This is a genomic window from Pantoea sp. GW821-FHT03E06 (assembly GCF_059420725.1).
In genome coordinates this window covers 2,116,848-2,132,887 of record NZ_JBWKUG010000001.1, presented here as the reverse complement: position 1 = coordinate 2,132,887, position 16,040 = coordinate 2,116,848, and the positions used below count along the sequence as shown (strand labels likewise).

General features: G+C 54.7%; 16 protein-coding genes. 7 read left to right on the top strand and 9 right to left on the bottom strand.

Going from position 1 to position 16,040, the window contains the following annotated elements:
* Positions 1-37 precede the first annotated feature (37 nt).
* The 8 genes from fabI to pspF all read right to left on the bottom strand — a co-directional run bounded on the left by fabI (position 38) and on the right by pspF (position 9,227).
* Complete coding sequence (gene fabI, locus AC07WB_RS09920) at positions 38-826, bottom strand: enoyl-ACP reductase FabI (RefSeq protein ID WP_007892455.1); 789 nt, start codon at positions 824-826, stop codon at positions 38-40.
* A gap of 139 nt (positions 827-965) precedes the next feature.
* Complete coding sequence (gene sapF, locus AC07WB_RS09915; RefSeq protein WP_097097231.1) at positions 966-1,769, bottom strand: putrescine export ABC transporter ATP-binding protein SapF; 804 nt, start codon at positions 1,767-1,769, stop codon at positions 966-968.
* A gap of 2 nt (positions 1,770-1,771) precedes the next feature.
* The gene (gene sapD / locus AC07WB_RS09910; protein ID WP_097097232.1) at positions 1,772-2,767 is read right to left on the bottom strand and encodes a putrescine export ABC transporter ATP-binding protein SapD; all 996 of its coding nucleotides are present in this window, start codon (positions 2,765-2,767) and stop codon (positions 1,772-1,774) included.
* Entirely contained in the window at positions 2,767-3,657 is an 891-nt protein-coding gene (gene sapC, locus AC07WB_RS09905) for a putrescine export ABC transporter permease SapC (protein ID WP_097097233.1), read from the bottom strand. Before sapC ends, sapD begins: the two co-directional genes overlap by 1 nt.
* Complete coding sequence (sapB, locus tag AC07WB_RS09900) at positions 3,644-4,609, bottom strand: putrescine export ABC transporter permease SapB (RefSeq protein WP_097097234.1); 966 nt, start codon at positions 4,607-4,609, stop codon at positions 3,644-3,646. The genes sapC and sapB overlap by 14 nt, the downstream gene beginning before the upstream one ends.
* A 2-nt stretch (positions 4,610-4,611) precedes the next feature.
* On the bottom strand, positions 4,612-6,234 hold the full coding sequence (gene sapA, locus AC07WB_RS09895) for an ABC transporter substrate-binding protein SapA (RefSeq protein WP_494940437.1): 1,623 nt from the start codon (positions 6,232-6,234) through the stop codon (positions 4,612-4,614).
* A 298-nt stretch (positions 6,235-6,532) separates the two neighbouring features.
* On the bottom strand, positions 6,533-7,960 hold the full coding sequence (locus tag AC07WB_RS09890; protein ID WP_494940436.1) for an alpha,alpha-trehalose-phosphate synthase (UDP-forming): 1,428 nt from the start codon (positions 7,958-7,960) through the stop codon (positions 6,533-6,535).
* Between the two features lie 274 nt (positions 7,961-8,234).
* The gene (gene pspF / locus AC07WB_RS09885) at positions 8,235-9,227 is read right to left on the bottom strand and encodes a phage shock protein operon transcriptional activator (protein ID WP_494941062.1); all 993 of its coding nucleotides are present in this window, start codon (positions 9,225-9,227) and stop codon (positions 8,235-8,237) included.
* Between the two features lie 164 nt (positions 9,228-9,391).
* Here pspF and pspA point away from each other — a divergent pair, with 164 nt between their 5' ends.
* The 7 genes from pspA (at position 9,392) to tyrR (ending at position 15,316) form a co-directional block, all read left to right on the top strand.
* On the top strand, positions 9,392-10,057 hold the full coding sequence (gene pspA / locus AC07WB_RS09880) for a phage shock protein PspA (RefSeq protein WP_097097238.1): 666 nt from the start codon (positions 9,392-9,394) through the stop codon (positions 10,055-10,057).
* A gap of 64 nt (positions 10,058-10,121) precedes the next feature.
* Positions 10,122-10,349, top strand: a complete 228-nt coding sequence (gene pspB, locus AC07WB_RS09875) for an envelope stress response membrane protein PspB (RefSeq protein WP_097097239.1) — start codon at positions 10,122-10,124, stop codon at positions 10,347-10,349.
* Complete coding sequence (gene pspC, locus AC07WB_RS09870) at positions 10,346-10,693, top strand: envelope stress response membrane protein PspC (RefSeq protein WP_345829630.1); 348 nt, start codon at positions 10,346-10,348, stop codon at positions 10,691-10,693. Before pspB ends, pspC begins: the two co-directional genes overlap by 4 nt.
* A gap of 147 nt (positions 10,694-10,840) precedes the next feature.
* Entirely contained in the window at positions 10,841-11,089 is a 249-nt protein-coding gene (gene pspD / locus AC07WB_RS09865) for a phage shock protein PspD (protein WP_007888070.1), read from the top strand.
* Positions 11,070-12,467 (top strand): YcjX family GTP-binding protein, encoded by a 1,398-nt coding sequence (locus tag AC07WB_RS09860; RefSeq protein ID WP_345829633.1) that lies wholly within the window; start codon positions 11,070-11,072, stop codon positions 12,465-12,467. Before pspD ends, AC07WB_RS09860 begins: the two co-directional genes overlap by 20 nt.
* Positions 12,464-13,537: a TIGR01620 family protein gene (locus AC07WB_RS09855; protein ID WP_494940435.1), complete on the top strand. Its 1,074-nt coding sequence runs from the start codon at positions 12,464-12,466 to the stop codon at positions 13,535-13,537. Before AC07WB_RS09860 ends, AC07WB_RS09855 begins: the two co-directional genes overlap by 4 nt.
* 213 nt (positions 13,538-13,750) lie before the next feature.
* Positions 13,751-15,316 carry a transcriptional regulator TyrR gene (gene tyrR, locus AC07WB_RS09850; protein WP_097097242.1) on the top strand — a complete coding sequence of 522 codons (1,566 nt, stop codon included), beginning with the start codon at positions 13,751-13,753 and terminating at the stop codon, positions 15,314-15,316.
* A gap of 95 nt (positions 15,317-15,411) precedes the next feature.
* Here tyrR and tpx read toward each other — a convergent pair whose 3' ends face one another.
* A complete protein-coding gene (tpx, locus tag AC07WB_RS09845) occupies positions 15,412-15,915 on the bottom strand; it encodes a thiol peroxidase (protein WP_400455943.1) in 504 nt (167 codons plus the stop codon).
* Positions 15,916-16,040: the final 125 nt, after the last annotated feature.

The window sequence follows — 16,040 nt, the reverse complement described above, 5'->3', positions numbered from 1 at the left end:
TATTAAGAGGTCGCCATGAATGGCGACCCTATGAAGCTTACTTCAGTTCCAGCTCGTTCATGGCGGCAATGCTGAAGCCGCCATCAACATGTACCACTTCACCGGTGATACCACCCGCGAGGTCAGAACACAGGAAAGCCGCAGAGTTACCCACGTCTTCGATGGTCACGGTACGACGAATCGGGGTCACCGCTTCGCAGTGTGCCAGCATCTTACGGAAGTCTTTAATGCCTGACGCGGCCAGGGTACGGATTGGACCAGCAGAAACGGCGTTAACGCGCGTGCCTTCAGGACCCATCGCGTTCGCCATGTAGCGAACGTTGGCTTCCAGAGACGCTTTAGCCAGACCCATCACGTTGTAGTTCGGGATCGCGCGCTCTGCGCCGAGGTATGAGAGGGTCAGCAGGGCAGAATTCGGGTTCAGCATTGCGCGGCACTCTTTTGCCATCGCCACAAAGCTGTAGGCGCTGATGTCGTGCGCAATTTTGAAGCCTTCACGCGTAACGGCGTTCACGTAGTCACCATCCAGCTGATCGCCAGGCGCGAAACCGATGGAGTGAACGAAACCGTCAAATTTCGGCCAGGTTTTTGCCAGTTCGGTGAACAGCGCAGTAATGCTCTCGTCTTCTGCCACATCGCAAGGCAGAACAATGTCTGAACCCAGATCTTTGGCAAACTCTTCCACACGACTTTTCAGTTTGTCGTTCTGGTAGGTGAAAGCCAGTTCTGCGCCCTGTTTGTGCATCGCCTGCGCAATACCGTAGGCGATTGAGAGTTTACTGGCAACGCCAGTAATCAGAATGCGCTTACCGGAAAGAAAACCCATAGCTGTAATCCTTTTGGTCATTGTTGTTGGCGGTCGCGATGGTTAAAAAGCAGGCGACCGACGTTAATCTCGTGCGAAGTCTAGCACGTCTCTATAAATGCGGTAAATCGCACCGCGTTTTCCACGCTGCGGTGCGGCATCAGCGCTCACGTCGCCAGGCTTCGGCGGTTAAGGCTTCACCAAAATGGCTGGCGATCAGGCGTTTGGTTAGATCATGTAACGGCGAGGCCAGCACATCGGCGGTGCCGCCGCGCTCCACGACTTCGCCCTGATGCATGACTAATACCTGATCGCTGATGTGCTTCATCATGCCAAGGTGCTGCGTGACATAGATATAGGCGATGCCGTGCTGCTCCTGCAGTTCCAGCATCAGATTTACCAGCTGCGAGCGCATGGTCATATCCAGTGAGGCAAGGGCTTCATCGGCAACGATCACTTTTGGCTGCAAAATCAATGCGCGTGCCAGCGCCAGGCGCTGTTTCTGTCCGGGCGCCAACATATGTGGATAGTAGCCAGCGTGATCGCGCAGCAAGCCGACCTGGCGCAGCGTGGCGATAATGCGTTTCTCGCGCGCTTCATCGTCGAGTTCTGTATTCAGACGCAGCGGAAAATCAAGAATCTGGCTGACGCGCTGCCGCGGATTGAGCGAGGTGGAGGGATCCTGAAAAATCATGCGGATGCGCTGGCTCCGGTAGCCATAGTCGCCGTACTCCAGCGGATGATCGTCAATCAGCATTTCACCCGCGGTGGGTTCCACCATGCCGCTCAGCATTTTCGCCAGCGTGGATTTTCCCGAACCGTTTTCACCGATCACCGCCAGCGTCTGCTTTTCACGCAGGGTAAAACTGACGCCTTTCACCGCCTCAACGTGCTGACGACGAAACAGGCCGGTACGATAGCGATAGGTTTTGCTCAGGTTGCGTACTTCCAGCAAGGTGTCCATGACTACTGGCCCTCCATATTTAGCGGGAAGTGGCAGGCAAACAGGTGGGCTTTGTTACCGGTCAGACGCGGAGTCTCAATGCATTTTCGCTGCGCATACGGGCAGCGTGGCCCAAGACGACAGCCAATCGGCAAATGTTCCAGCGACGGGATCGCGCCAGACAGCGTATTTAATCGGCTTTTGTGCGGCAGCGCGCTGCCGAAATCGGGCATCGCGCGGATCAGCGCCTGAGTATAAGGATGGTGCGGCGTATCCATAAGATCTTCGCTTTGCGCCGTTTCCACCGTCTGGCCGCAATACATCACGTTGATGCGGTCAGCCCATTGGCTCATCGTGCGCAGGTCGTGGCTGATCAGCAAAATCGTGGTGTTGTTATTCTGATTGAGGCGGCTCAGCAGGCGGAAAATCTGCGCCTGCGTGGTTGGCTCCATGGCGTTGGTCGGTTCATCGGCGATCAACAGGCGCGGCTGATTGGCCAGGGCGATAGCGATCATCACTTTCTGGCATTCACCGTCGGTTAATTCGTACGGGAAGCTGCGCATGATGTCTTTATGATCTTTGATGCCAACGCGGTGCAATAGCTCAATCGCGCGCACTTTACGCCAGAACCACAGGCGCTGATACCAGCGACCTTTATGGGTCCAGCGCGGAATGGCCTGCATCAGTTGGCGGCCAATGCTTTCTGACGGATCGAGACAGGATTGCGGCTCCTGGAAAATCATCGAGACATTGTGGCCGACAATACGTCGGCGTTCGCGCGGCGACAGACGCAGCAGGTCGACGTCGTCAAATACCATGCGATCGGCGGTGACGCGCCAGTTATCTTTCGTTACGCCACAAATGGCTTTGGCGATCAGGCTCTTGCCCGATCCTGACTCACCGACCAGCCCGCGCACTTCACCTTCGGTAAGCGTCAGATTGATGCGGTCGACCGCTTTGACCGGACCGTCAGCGGTCATAAACTCGATGGTCAGATTTCGGATATCCAGTAGCGGCATTATTCAACTCCCGCTTCTACTGCGCGACGGATACCATCGCCCAGCAGGTTAACGATCAACACGCTCACCATCAGCGCCACGCCTGGCAGCATCACCGTCCAGGGCGCCACGTAGATCAGCTCCAGCGCGTCACCGAGCATTGCGCCCCATTCGGGTGAGGGCAGCTGCGCGCCAAGATCGAGGAAACCGAGCGCCGCGATATCCAGAATCGCCATTGACAGCGAGCGGGTAATTTCGCTCACCAGCAGCGGCAGCACATTCGGCAGCACGGCGTTCCACAGAATATTCAGATTGCGCGCACCATCGAGGCGCAGCGCCACCACATACTCTTTCTCCATCTCATCATGTACAGCAGTATAAATTTCGCGCACTAAACGTGGGATCAGCGCCAGAAACACGGCCAGCATCGCATGTTCCAGACGCGGCCCGAGAAAGGCCACCACGATAATCGCCAGTAATAGCGAAGGAATTGACAGCAGCGTGTCCAGCACGTGGTTCATTACCGCCGAACGCACGCCGCGTGTTATGCCAGCGAAGATACCGAGCACCAGCGCGCAGATCGTCGCTAACACCGTAACCAGAATGGCGGACCCCACGGTGGGCGCCACGCCGCTTAACAGGCGGCTCAGTACATCGCGCCCAAGATCGTCGGTACCAAGAAAGAAAGAGACATCGCCATAGCGCGACCACGAAGGCGGCAGCAGTTGATAACCCAGGAATTGCTGGTCAATGCCATAAGGTGACAGCAAACCACCGAACAGACAGAGGAAGAGCAGGATGCCAAAGCCGTACAAACCGACCATGCCGCTGGTGTCGCGGTATAAGCGCTGCCAGCTGCGACGCAGCGTGCTGGGCAGCCGCTTCTCGTCATAGACATTATCGTAGGGCATACCATTCCTTATGTTTCAGCGGATTAAGTGCCGCACCGAGAATATCGGATAACACGCTAACCAGAATGACCAATCCACCGACCACCATCACGCCAGCAGAAATTGCTGCGTAGTCCTGCTGGCGAATCGCATTAATCAACCAGCGACCAAGGCCTGGCCAGTTGAACACCACTTCGGTGATCATTGCTAATGTCAGCATGGTGGAGAATTGCAGCCCAAGACGGGGAATCACCGGCGGCAGCGCATTATGCAATACGTGACGGCGAATCACCGTGAAGCGCGACAACCCGCGCGTTGCGGCAGCTTTGACGTAATTTTTGTCCATCACGTCGCTGGTGCTGCTGCGCAGTAGGCGGATCATCTCGGTAGCCGGCGCAACGGCCAGCACTATTACCGGCAGAATCATATGCGTCAACGCGCTCACCATCATTTCATGGCGCCAGGGCGAATGGCTCAGCCAGGCATCAATCAGCGCGAAGCCAGTGATATTTTGCACCGGATAAAGCAGATCGAAGCGTCCAGAAACCGGCAGCCAGCCGAGGGTCAAGGAGAAGAAAAGGGTAAAGAGCAGCGCCAGCCAGAACACCGGCATTGAGAAACCCAGCAGCGCCAGGGCGCTAATCGCTTTATCCTGCCACTTTTTCCGCATCACGCCGGCGCAGATCCCCAGTGGAATGCCAACCAGCAGCGCCAGAATAAACGCCATTACGCACAGCTCTAGCGTGGCGGGAAATACTTCGCGCAGTTGAATATCGATTGGCTGACCGTTGGTACTGGATACGCCGAAATCGAACTGCAACAGGCCTTTAAACCAGAACCACCAGGCATCAAACAGCGATGCACCTTCCAGCGGCGCGTTGGGTGTGAAGTAACTGAGGCTGAAGCTCACCAGCGAAAGCAAGAATAGGGTGATCAGCAGCAGTAGCAGACGACGCAAAATATAGATGATCATGCTTATTCCTCGCTGCTCTCATCACGATAAACGCCGGCAAAAGAGGCGTTACCAAACGGGCTCAGTACTAAGCCTTTAATGTCATGTCGATAGGCTTGCAAACGCAGCGAAGAGGCCAGCGGCAATACCGGCAGCTCCTGCGCCAAAATCTGCTGCGCTTTGTCGTAGCTATCGATGCGCGCCGAAAGCTGTTGCGACAACAGCGCATGTTGCAGCGCTTCGTCAAACGCCGGCGAACACCAGTGCGCATAGTTGGTCTGCGAGCGGATAGCGGCACAACTCAGAAGCGGCCGGAAGAAACTGTCGGGATCGTTACTGTCGGTGGCCCAACCGGTTAGCGTGAGATCGTGATTCATCTCCATCAGCTGCGCTTCCTGGAATCGCCCTTCCACCGGCGCGATGGTCACCCGCACGCCAACCTGAGCCAAATCGGCCTGTAACAGCTCAGCGGTTTTCAGCGGGCTAGGATTCCATGACTGTGAAGAAGAGGGCACCACTAAGCGTAAATGCAGGTCTTGCAGACCGAGCGCCTTCAGTGCTTCTCGTGCTTTCGCCGGATTATATTCGGTAACGTGTGCATCGTTGTCATAAGCCCATGACGCGCGCGGCAGAATCGAAGCCGCCGTTTCTGCGGTGCCGTAATAAATCGACTCCATCAAGCGTTCGTTATTGATCGCCAGCGCCAGTGCATGACGCACTTCCGGGCGATCGAGCGGGGGTTTACGGGTGTTAAACGCCAGATAAGCGATATTCATGCCGGGTCGCAACGTCATACGCAGACGCGGATCGTCGCGCAAAATGCTCAGCTGGCTGGCGGCAGGATAGGCCAGCACATCACATTCACCGGTCAGCAGTTTAGATAAACGTCCGGTCCCGCCGACGCCCAAATCAATCACCACTTGCTGCAGCCGCGGTACGCCTTTCCAATACTGCGGATTACGTGCCAGCCGCAGATATTGCCCGGTGCGGTATTCACTCAGCTGGAACGGGCCAGTACCTACGGGCTCGCGATCCAGCTGCTCTTGTTGGCCTTTAGCGCTGAGATTGTTGGCGTACTCCTGCGACAAAATTGGCGCGTAATGGGTGGCGATGTGCCAGAGGAAGGAGGCGTCTGGGCTGTTGAGGCGGATTTCCACCGTATCGCTATCCAACTTTTTAACGCTCTGCACTGAATCGGCGAACTGCAGGCTGTCGAAATAGGGATAGCTGCCACCGTTGACGTTATGCCACGGATGCTTACGGTCAAACATGCGCGCAAAACTGAATACCACATCGTCGGCATTCATTTTGCGCGTCGGTTTAAACCCGTTGGTGTGCTGGAAGGCCACGTCTTTGCGCAGGTGGAAACGGTAGGTTGCACCGTTATCTCGCACTTCCCAGCTCTCAGCCAGATCGGGAATCAACCGATAGGTATAAGGATCGACGTCCAGCAGCCGATCGTACAGCTGTGCCGCGAGCGTATCGACCACCAGGCCGCTGCTTACCATTTGCGGATTGAACGTATTAACCGTGCCGTTCACACAATAGACAAAGCCGCTGTGGCGGATATTGTCGGTTGGCGCGGCCCACGCTGACGCACTCATGATGCTGAGACCAAGCAGCAGAGAAGGGAATAGTTTTGGCATAGAACTCAACGATTCTGAGGCAATAGCGTGAGTGTATCCCAAACCGCTCGGAGTCCCAAAATTCGCGACGCTTCTGCTGTGTTTTTCGCCAAAGTGGCGATGAGGTAATCACAATCTTAGTGTGGAAATGAGAAAAATTCTCAATTAGGGCTTTACAGATGATAATAAGAATGATTATTATTCATCTGCGCTTCGACGGTGGCTCTACCGAAGAAGAGCACGACATTGCTCACATTGCTTCCAGTATTAGTTGCCCGCACGCTGTGCGGGCTTTTTTTTGTCCAGGTCCGAGCCAGCGTTAATAACGCAGGCGTCCACTGAAGCCATTCGAGAGCATCACGCCTGATTTTACGCTCAAATCGGCCTCTTGTTCGCGCGGTTGCAAGGCGTTGATGAAGGCTTCCGCCCACGTATAGCAGTTATGCAGGTGAAGGTTTTTCATCAGGCTCGCGTGACGTTCGCGGCGTACGGAAAGTGGCATGATGAGCGCGGTATGAATGGCATCTGCAATCGCATCGGGATCGTAAGGATTGACCACCAGCGCCCCCTGCATCTGCTCGGCGGCACCGGCAAACTGTGACAAAATTAAAACGCCGGGATTAGTATGATCCTGCACGGCGACATAGGTTTTAGCCATCAGGCTCATCCCGGCTATCAGCGGTGTTACCAGCGCCACGCGCGCCGCACGGTAGAATCCGCACAGCTCTTCTCGCGAATAATGATTGCTCAGATAACTCACGGGATACCAGTTCAGCTCACCATGAATACCGTTCATTTCGCCGCAGCGCGTCTCAAGATCGCGCGACAATTCTTTAATGCGATGAGAATAGCCGGACGCCATAGAAGCGAGCTGCACCAATGAAAATTTGTGGTGGTACTCTTCATGTTGACGAAGTAATACCTCAATCGCGCTGATACGGTAGGGCGTGCCGGTGCTATCGTCGAAGTGTCCGCTGCTAAGAATGATATTCTCCGGTAAGGTTTCACGGCACTGCTGTTCCATAAAAAGGCAGCTGTTGCTTTCAGCCAGCGCGCTGGTTTCCGCCGTATCAATGCCCACTGGAAATACACCAACGCTTAACTGGCGGCCATGAATCCGCAGCGTATAAGGCGAGAGGTGTTCACAGCGGAAACGCGATCCTACCCATGCAGTGAAATTGTTCATATCCTGGGTGGTCTGGAAACCAATCAGATCGGCACACAATAATGAATCGGCCAAATAGCGCCAGTTGGGTATCGATTCAAAAGATTGCCCGGCGGGAAAAGGTTGATGGAAAAAGAAACCAATACGATTGATTAGCCCCGCATCGCGCAGCATTTTAATACTGGGAATCAAATGATAATCCTGCAACCAGATATCATCATCGGGCATGGCATAATCACTAATAGCACGCGCATAGGTTTCATTAAGCCGCATATAGCCAATCTGGCTACTGGTTGAAAATCGAGCCATGTCAGGTCGCTGATGAAAGACCGGCCACAATCCCTGATGAATATATTGATGGTAACCCTCTTCATATTCAGCTTTGGTTAAGCGAAATGTCAGCGTGTCATATTCATTGCCTTTATTAAAATTCAGCTCACGGTGCAGCTCTGAAGAGAGAGTCTCGAACTCACCGCTCCATTTCACCCACATTCCACCGCGGCGCGCTAATATGCTTTCATAAATAGTGGCGAGAGTTGAGTGACTATTCTGACTGTGCGAAACCAATATTAAGCCTGACATAGTTTTTACCTGTTGCTTAACCTGCCTGTTCTCGATTTCTGGCAGAGCGTTAAAAAAAGGTTGATGTAAAAGGAATTGAAGAAAGCCGCTCATTATTTAACGTTCGCGCGTATTAATGAACGGCCGAGTCCTGCCAGTTAACTCGATATTTTCCATTTATTGCTATTCCTGCGCATCTTTCAGGGTTGTCGATAGAATTAATCTAGCCGACTCACCCGTAAAAAAGCCGTAAAAATAGCGGTGAGATTTATAAAGATTTAATAATCGATATTATTCAATTTACTTTCATCTCTATGCCGTGCTTTTTCATCATTGCGCGTAGTTGATGGTAAGTCACACGTAACAGTTCGGCGGCGCGGCGCTGGTTGTATTTGGCCTGCTGCAAACTCACTTCCACTAACTCACGTTCCTGCTGGTTTTGCCATTGGCGTAAATCAAGCGGCAGAGAAGGCAGGGGAGCTGCTGTCGGTTCGGAGTGAATTGGCAGCGGCGTGCGCGGAGCAAACGGTTTAATAATGATATTATCCAGCGGCTCTTCAGCGCTGTGATGGCGATACACGGAACGTTCTACCACGTTTTTTAATTCGCGTACGTTACCGGGCCAGCTGTGCTTCAGCAGCGTCAGCTGGGCGCGCTCGCTAAAACCGGGGAAGAGAGGCAAACCTAATTCGCGGCACATCTGAATCGCAAAATGTTCAGCCATCACCAAGATATCGCTGCGACGTTCGCGCAACGGCGGCAGCTGAACCACATCGAAGGCCAGGCGATCGAGCAGGTCCGCGCGAAATTTTCCAGCGCTGGCCAGCGCGGGCAGATCTTCATTCGTTGCGCAGACCAGGCGCACATTGACCTGCAGTGATTGATTGCCGCCAACGCGCTCCAGCTGGCCATATTCAATCACGCGCAGCAGTTTCTCCTGCACCAGCATCGGCGCGGTGGCGAGCTCATCAAGAAAAAGTGTGCCGCCGTCGGCGCGCTCAAAGCGGCCCAGATGACGTTTTTGCGCCCCGGTAAATGCACCGGCTTCATGGCCGAACAGTTCGGAGTCGAGCAGGTTTTCATTCAGCGCAGCACAGTTGAGGGAAACAAAAGGGCCTTCCCAACGGTTTGACAGATAATGTAAGCGGCTAGCGATAAGCTCTTTGCCGGTGCCGCGTTCGCCGACCACCAGTACAGGTTTTTCTAACGGCGCCAGACGCGAGACCTGCTCCAACACCTCCAGAAAGTTATTCGACTCGCCCAAGAGATTGTCGCTACCGTTTGCCATGATGAAATTCGCCACTGATTAATCAATTTCACTACCTTAAGTGATGTTGTGGCGGATGTAAAATAAACAAAGCCATTAAAATCAACCAACTAAAAGTTGGCACGCGATTTGTATTAGTGAAGAGCGCCTTGCGCACCTACCTACAAAATTAGAGGAACATCATTATGGGTATTTTTTCTCGTTTCGCCGACATCGTGAACGCTAACATCAACTCTCTGCTGGAGCGCGCCGAAGATCCGCAGAAACTGGTACGCCTGATGATTCAGGAAATGGAAGACACGCTGGTTGAAGTGCGTTCGACCTCCGCTCGCGCGCTAGCGGAAAAGAAACAGTTATCGCGCCGCATTGAGCAAGCTGAGATTCAGCAGACTGAATGGCAGGACAAAGCCGAACTGGCGATTAATAAAGGTAAAGAGGATTTAGCGCGTGCTGCGTTAATCGAAAAGCAGAAACTGACCGATTTGATGGCGGCCCTGCAGCAGGAATCGGCGCAAGTGGAAGAGACGCTGGAACGCATGAAAGGCGAGATTGGTGAGCTGGAGAATAAACTGACCGAAACCCGTGCGCGTCAGCAGGCATTAACACTGCGTCACCAGGCGGCGTCCTCTTCACGTGATGTACGTCGTCAGCTCGACAGCGGCAAGCTGAACGATGCAATGGCGCGTTTTGAATCCTTTGAGCGCCGTATCGATCACATGGAAGCCGAAGCGGAAAGTCAGCGTTTTGGTAAACCGAAAGGTTTGGATCAGGAGTTTGCTGAACTGAAAGCCGATGATGAAATCAGCCAGCAGCTGGCCGCACTAAAAGCCAAAATGAATCGCAGTGAGTGATCGCCACGGGCCTGGCCGCAGGCCCGAGTTAAAAGGGTGTAAATGATTAAGGAGAGTCGAATTAATGAGCGCACTTTTTCTCGCCATACCGTTAACGATCTTTGTGCTATTTGTCGCACCGATCTGGTTATGGCTGCATTACAGCAACAAACGCAACGGCGGTGCAGATTTGTCATCGAATGATTTGCAGCGTTTGCAACAGATCACCCAGGATGCACGTCGTATGCGTGAGCGTGTGGAAGCATTGGAAGCCATTTTGGATGCCGAACATCCAAACTGGAGGCAGCCATGATGAACGGTCGTAAACTGTGGCGCATACCCCAGCAGGGTAAAGTGCGCGGCGTCTGTGCCGGTATCGCCGAATACCTGGATATTCCGGTGCGTCTGTTGCGCGTCATTGTGGTGCTGTCGCTGTTCCTTGGGTTGTTTATGTTCACCATCGTTGCCTATTTTATTCTCGGTTTTGTGCTGGATGAGAAGCCCGCCGATGCCGCGGGTGAACGCACTCCGAGCGCACGGGAACTGCTCGACGAGCTGGAAGCCACGCTACACAGCGACGAACGTAACGTGCGTGAGATTGAACGCTATGTCACCTCGGAAACATTTAGCGTGCGTAGCCGCTTCCGCCAAATCTGATTTTACCCGTCATACTTCAAGCGGCAGATGCGTTGGCTGCGTGACCTCACCCCGGTCACTTACTAGAGTAAGCTCCCGGGGATTCAGGCACTTGCCGCCTTTCTGCCGCTCGAATTATTTTGGGTAAAAAGTGAAATAGGAAACTGTATGCAAACTCAACGTTTTACTGCTCTGCGCCGTCGCGCGACACCTGCGTTGATGTCGGCGGGGAAATTTATCATCATTAGCGCAGTAACTTACGGGCCCGGCGGGATTGCTGGCTGGGCGGTGAAATCGGTGGCGCGCCGTCCGCTGCGCCTGTTGCTGGCGGCCGCCCTGGAACCGTTGCTGAGCAAAGCATTCAAACGCTTGTCGGCACGATTCATCAGGGAGAACGATGAAAAGACTGCAAAATGAATTGATGGCGCTGATGAACCGCGGTGTTGACCGCCATCTGCGCCTGGCGGTTACTGGCTTAAGCCGCAGCGGCAAAACCGCGTTTATCACCTCGCTGGTTAACCAGCTTCTCAATGTACACAGTGGCGCACGTTTGCCGCTGTTTTCCGTGGTGCGCGAAGATCGGCTGCTGGGCGTGAAGCGCGTACCGCAGCGTGAACTGGGTACGCCGCGTTTCACCTACGATGAAGGTCTGGCCCAGCTGTATGGCACGCCGCCCATGTGGCCAACGCCTACGCGGGGCGTGAGCGAAATGCGCCTGGCGCTGCGCTATCGGCCCGATGAATCGCTGCTGCGCCACTTCAAAGACACTGCCACGTTGTACCTTGAAATTGTCGATTATCCCGGCGAATGGCTGTTGGATCTGCCGATGCTGGCGCAGGATTACCTTAGCTGGTCACGCCAAATGGTCGGGCTGTTGCAGGGCGATCGTGCTGCGTGGTCAGCGCACTGGCGCAGCCTGTGTGCCGATCTCGATCCTTTCGCGCCAGCCGATGAGAATCGCCTCGCCGCGATCGCTGCTGCCTGGACTGATTACCTGCATCACTGCAAAACCGAAGGCTTGCACTTTATCCAGCCGGGACGCTTTGTGCTGCCGGGCGATATGGCGGGTGCGCCGGCGCTGCAGTTTTTCCCCTGGCCGCAGGTTGAAGAGATGCAGGTCAGCAAACTGGCGCAAGCCCCTGCGGGCAGCAACTTTGCTATGCTGCAGCAGCGCTTCAACTACTATTGCCAGCACGTGGTGAAAGGTTTCTATAAGAATCACTTTCTGCGCTTCGATCGCCAAATTGTGCTGGTCGATTGCCTGCAGCCGCTCAACAGCGGACCGCAGGCGTTCAACGATATGCGCCTGGCGCTGACCCAGCTGATGCAGAGCTTCCATTACGGCCAGCGCACGCTGTTCCGTCGCCTGTTTTCCCCGGTCATAGACAAGCTGCTGTTTGCTGCCACCAAAGCCGATCATGTTACTGCCGATCAACATGCCAACATGGTCTCTCTGCTGCAGCAGCTGGTGCAGGATGCGTGGCAGAACGCGGCGTTTGAAGGGATCAACATGGATTGCCTTGGTTTGGCGTCGGTGCAGGCCACCGAAAGCGGCTTGGTTGATCATCGCGGCGAGAAGCTGCCTGCGTTGCGTGGCCATCGTCTGGCCGATAACGAAGCGCTCACGTTTTATCCCGGCGAAGTGCCGCCGCGTTTGCCTGGCCACGGTTTTTGGCAGCAGCAGGGATTTCAATTTGAGCAGTTCAGACCGCAGCAGCTGGATGTCGACCGTCCGCTACCGCACATTCGCATGGATGCTGCGCTGGAATTTTTACTGGGAGATAAATTGCGATGAGCGATGAAACACCTTTAAAAGGGCGCATTGATTTTGCCCGCCCGCTGACGGTAGAAGCAGAAAAACCGCTGCGCGCCGCGCAAACCTTCACCCCCGAAAGTGAGAGCGCGTTTCTTGCCACGGCAGAAGCCGAGCCGCTGGAAGAGGGTCAAGGCGAAAAAGTGGTGGAGGCGGCACTGCGTCCTAAACGGAGCCTGTGGCGCAAAATGGTTGGCGTTGGGCTCGGTATTTTTGGCGTCAGCGTGGTGGCGCAGGGCGCACAGTGGCTGCACGATTCATGGATCACGCGCGACTGGTTTGCGCTCGGCACGGGCATTGCCGGTGGATTGATTGTTGCGGCGGGCGCTGGCGCGCTGATAGGTGAATGGCGTCGCCTGTATCGTCTGCGCCAACGTGCCGAGGAACGCGATATTGGCCGCGAATTGTTGCACAGCCACGGCGTCGGTAAAGGGCGGGCGTTTTGCGAAAAACTGGCGCAGCAGGCGCAGCTGGACCAGGCGCATCCCGCGCTGCAACGCTGGCATGCGGCACTGCATGAAACCCATAACGATCGGGAAATTGTCACTTTATATGCCCAGCTGGTGCAGCCGGTGCTGGATCGCCAGGCGCGACGTGAAATTAGCCGTCATGCCGCGGAATCCACCTTGATGATCGCCGTTAGCCCACTGGCGCTGGTGGATATGGCGTTTATCGCCTGGCGCAACCTGCGGCTGGTGAATCGCATCGCGGCCATTTATGGTATCGAGCTGGGTTACTTCAGTCGTATCCGCCTATTCCGGCTGGTACTGCTCAATATGGCGTTCGCCGGTGCCTCGGAACTGGTGCGTGAAGTGGGGATGGACTGGATGTCGCAGGATCTCGCCGCGCGCCTCTCCACCCGCGCTGCGCAAGGGATTGGCGCCGGTTTACTCACTGCGCGTCTTGGCATCAAAGCCATGGAGCTGTGTCGTCCACTGCCATGGCTGGAAGAGGACAAACCGCGTCTGGGTGATTTCCGCCGTGAGCTGATCGGTCAGCTTAAAGAAACGCTGGTAAAAAGTGGGGATAAACCAGGGCAGGCTGCTAAATAATCAGCTGTTGCTTACCTTTCACGCTAGCCGTAGCGTGAAAGGTGAAATTATCTGTGTTAACGCCTGGATTTGGCGGGATTTTTGTTGGTCGCTCCGCTACACTTCCCTCTATCACCTGCCTCTGGCTGTCAACTTTTCATGACAGGCCTCTTCTGAGGCGCTGCAAGTTAGCGTATTATCACTAAAATCAAAACCTGACTAAGGCTCATCGCAATGCGTTTGGAAGTTTTCTGCCAGGACCGAATCGGTCTGGCGCGCGAGTTGCTCGACCTGTTGGTTGCCCGCAATATTGATCTGCGCGGCATCGAAATTGCGCCACTCGGCCGCATTTACCTCAATTTTACCGCGCTGGAGTTTGAACCCTTCAGCAATCTGATGGCGGAAATTCGCCGTACACCTGGCGTGACAGATGTGCGCACCGTCTCGTTTATGCCATCTGAACGCGAACATCGTGCATTGAGCGCGCTGCTGGTGGCGATGCCGGAGCCGGTGTTGTCGATCGATCTAAAAGGCAAGGTCGAGCTGGCGAATCCCGCGGCACAAAACCTTTTCACGCTTGATGAACAGAAGCTGCGTAATCAAAACGTTGGCACGCTAATCACCGGCTTCAACTTCCAGCGCTGGCTGGAGAATGAGCGGGTTGATGCTCAGGCGCAGCATGTGGTGATACAGGGACGCGATTTCCTGATGGAAGCGCGGCCAATTTATCTGGCAGAAGAAGAGGGCCAGAGCGATCTGCCGGTCGGCGCGATGATTACGCTGAAATCAACGGCGCGCATGGGGCGACAGCTGCAAAACCTCACCGTCACTGACGAATCAGAATTCGATCATATTGTGGCGGTAACGCCAAAAATGCGTCAGGTGATCGATCAAGCACGCAAACTGGCGATGCACGATGCTCCGCTGCTGATCGTGGGCGATACCGGCACCGGCAAAGATATGCTGGCGCGCGCCTGCCACTTGCGTAGCGCGCGGGGTAAAAAACCTTTCCTCGCGCTTAACTGCGCCTCGTTGCCGGATGATGTGGCTGAAAGCGAACTGTTTGGCCACGCAGCGGGCGCGTATCCTAATGCACTGGAAGGCAAAAAAGGATTCTTTGAACAGGCCAACGGCGGCTCGGTATTGCTGGATGAGATTGGCGAAATGTCGCCACGCATGCAGACCAAACTGCTGCGCTTCCTCAATGATGGGACGTTCCGCCGCGTGGGTGAAGAGCATGAGGTGCATGTTGATGTGCGTGTGATCTGCGCCACGCAGAAGAACCTGATTGAGTTGGTACAACGCGGCGAATTTCGTGAAGATCTGTTTTATCGCTTGAATGTGCTGACGCTGAATCTACCGCCGCTGCGTGAACGTCCGCTGGATATCCTGCCGCTAACGGAAATGTTTGTGGCGCGCTTTGCCGATGAGCAGGGATTACCGCGTCCACGCCTGTCATCGCAGCTGGCACCGTTTCTAACTCGCTACAACTGGCCGGGTAACGTAAGGCAGCTAAAAAATGCGCTGTATCGCGCGCTGACGCAGCTGGAAGGTTACGAACTGGGACCGCAGGATATTGTGTTACCGGAGCAGGCGCTGGATGTGTCGCTGGGCGAAGAGGCGATGGAAGGATCGCTGGATGACATTACCAGTCGCTTTGAACGTTCGGTGCTCACGCGTCTGTATCTCTCCTATCCCAGCACACGCAAACTGGCCAAACGCCTGGGCGTATCGCATACCGCAATCGCTAATAAGTTGCGTGAGTATGGATTGGGGCAGAAGCGCACCGAGAGCGAGTAGCCGCTGGCCGCGATGATGTGGCAGCAAGGCGCGCATTGATAGGCGCGCACACTAAAAACGCCGCCTCAATAGGGCGGCGTTTTTAATACAAAAAATTACTTCAACGCAGCCAGCGCCGCATCATAGTTTGGCTCTTCGGTGATTTCGTTCACCAATTCGCTGTAAATCACTTTATCGTTTTCATCCAGCACCACCACAGCACGCGCGGTCAGGCCTTTTAACGGGCCATCAGCAATCGCCACGCCATAGTTTTCTTTGAACTCAGCACCACGCAGTGAAGAGAGCGTGATTACATTGCTGACGTTCTCCGCACCGCAGAAGCGTGACTGCGCAAAAGGCAGATCTGCCGAAATGCAGAGTACAACGGTATTGTCCGCTTCACCCGAGCGTTCGTTAAACTTACGCACCGATGCGGCGCACACGCCAGTATCGATGCTTGGGAAAATGTTCAGAACTTTACGTTTGCCTGCATACTTAGCAAGGGAGACATCACTGAGATCTTTGGCGACCAGGTTGAAAGGCTTTGCTTGCTCGCCAGCCTGCGGGAAGTGACCTGCAACAGGTACCGGACTACCCTGGAAGTGAACAGTCTGAGACATACGATTTCCTTTTTTAACAAGTGAATATCTGACTTTAGCCGCGTCAGAACAGATATAGCGTTTGTTTATGACATAATTTTTAAGGGTTTACGAGCGCCTTTCCGGGCGATAATCGAGCCGGCTCG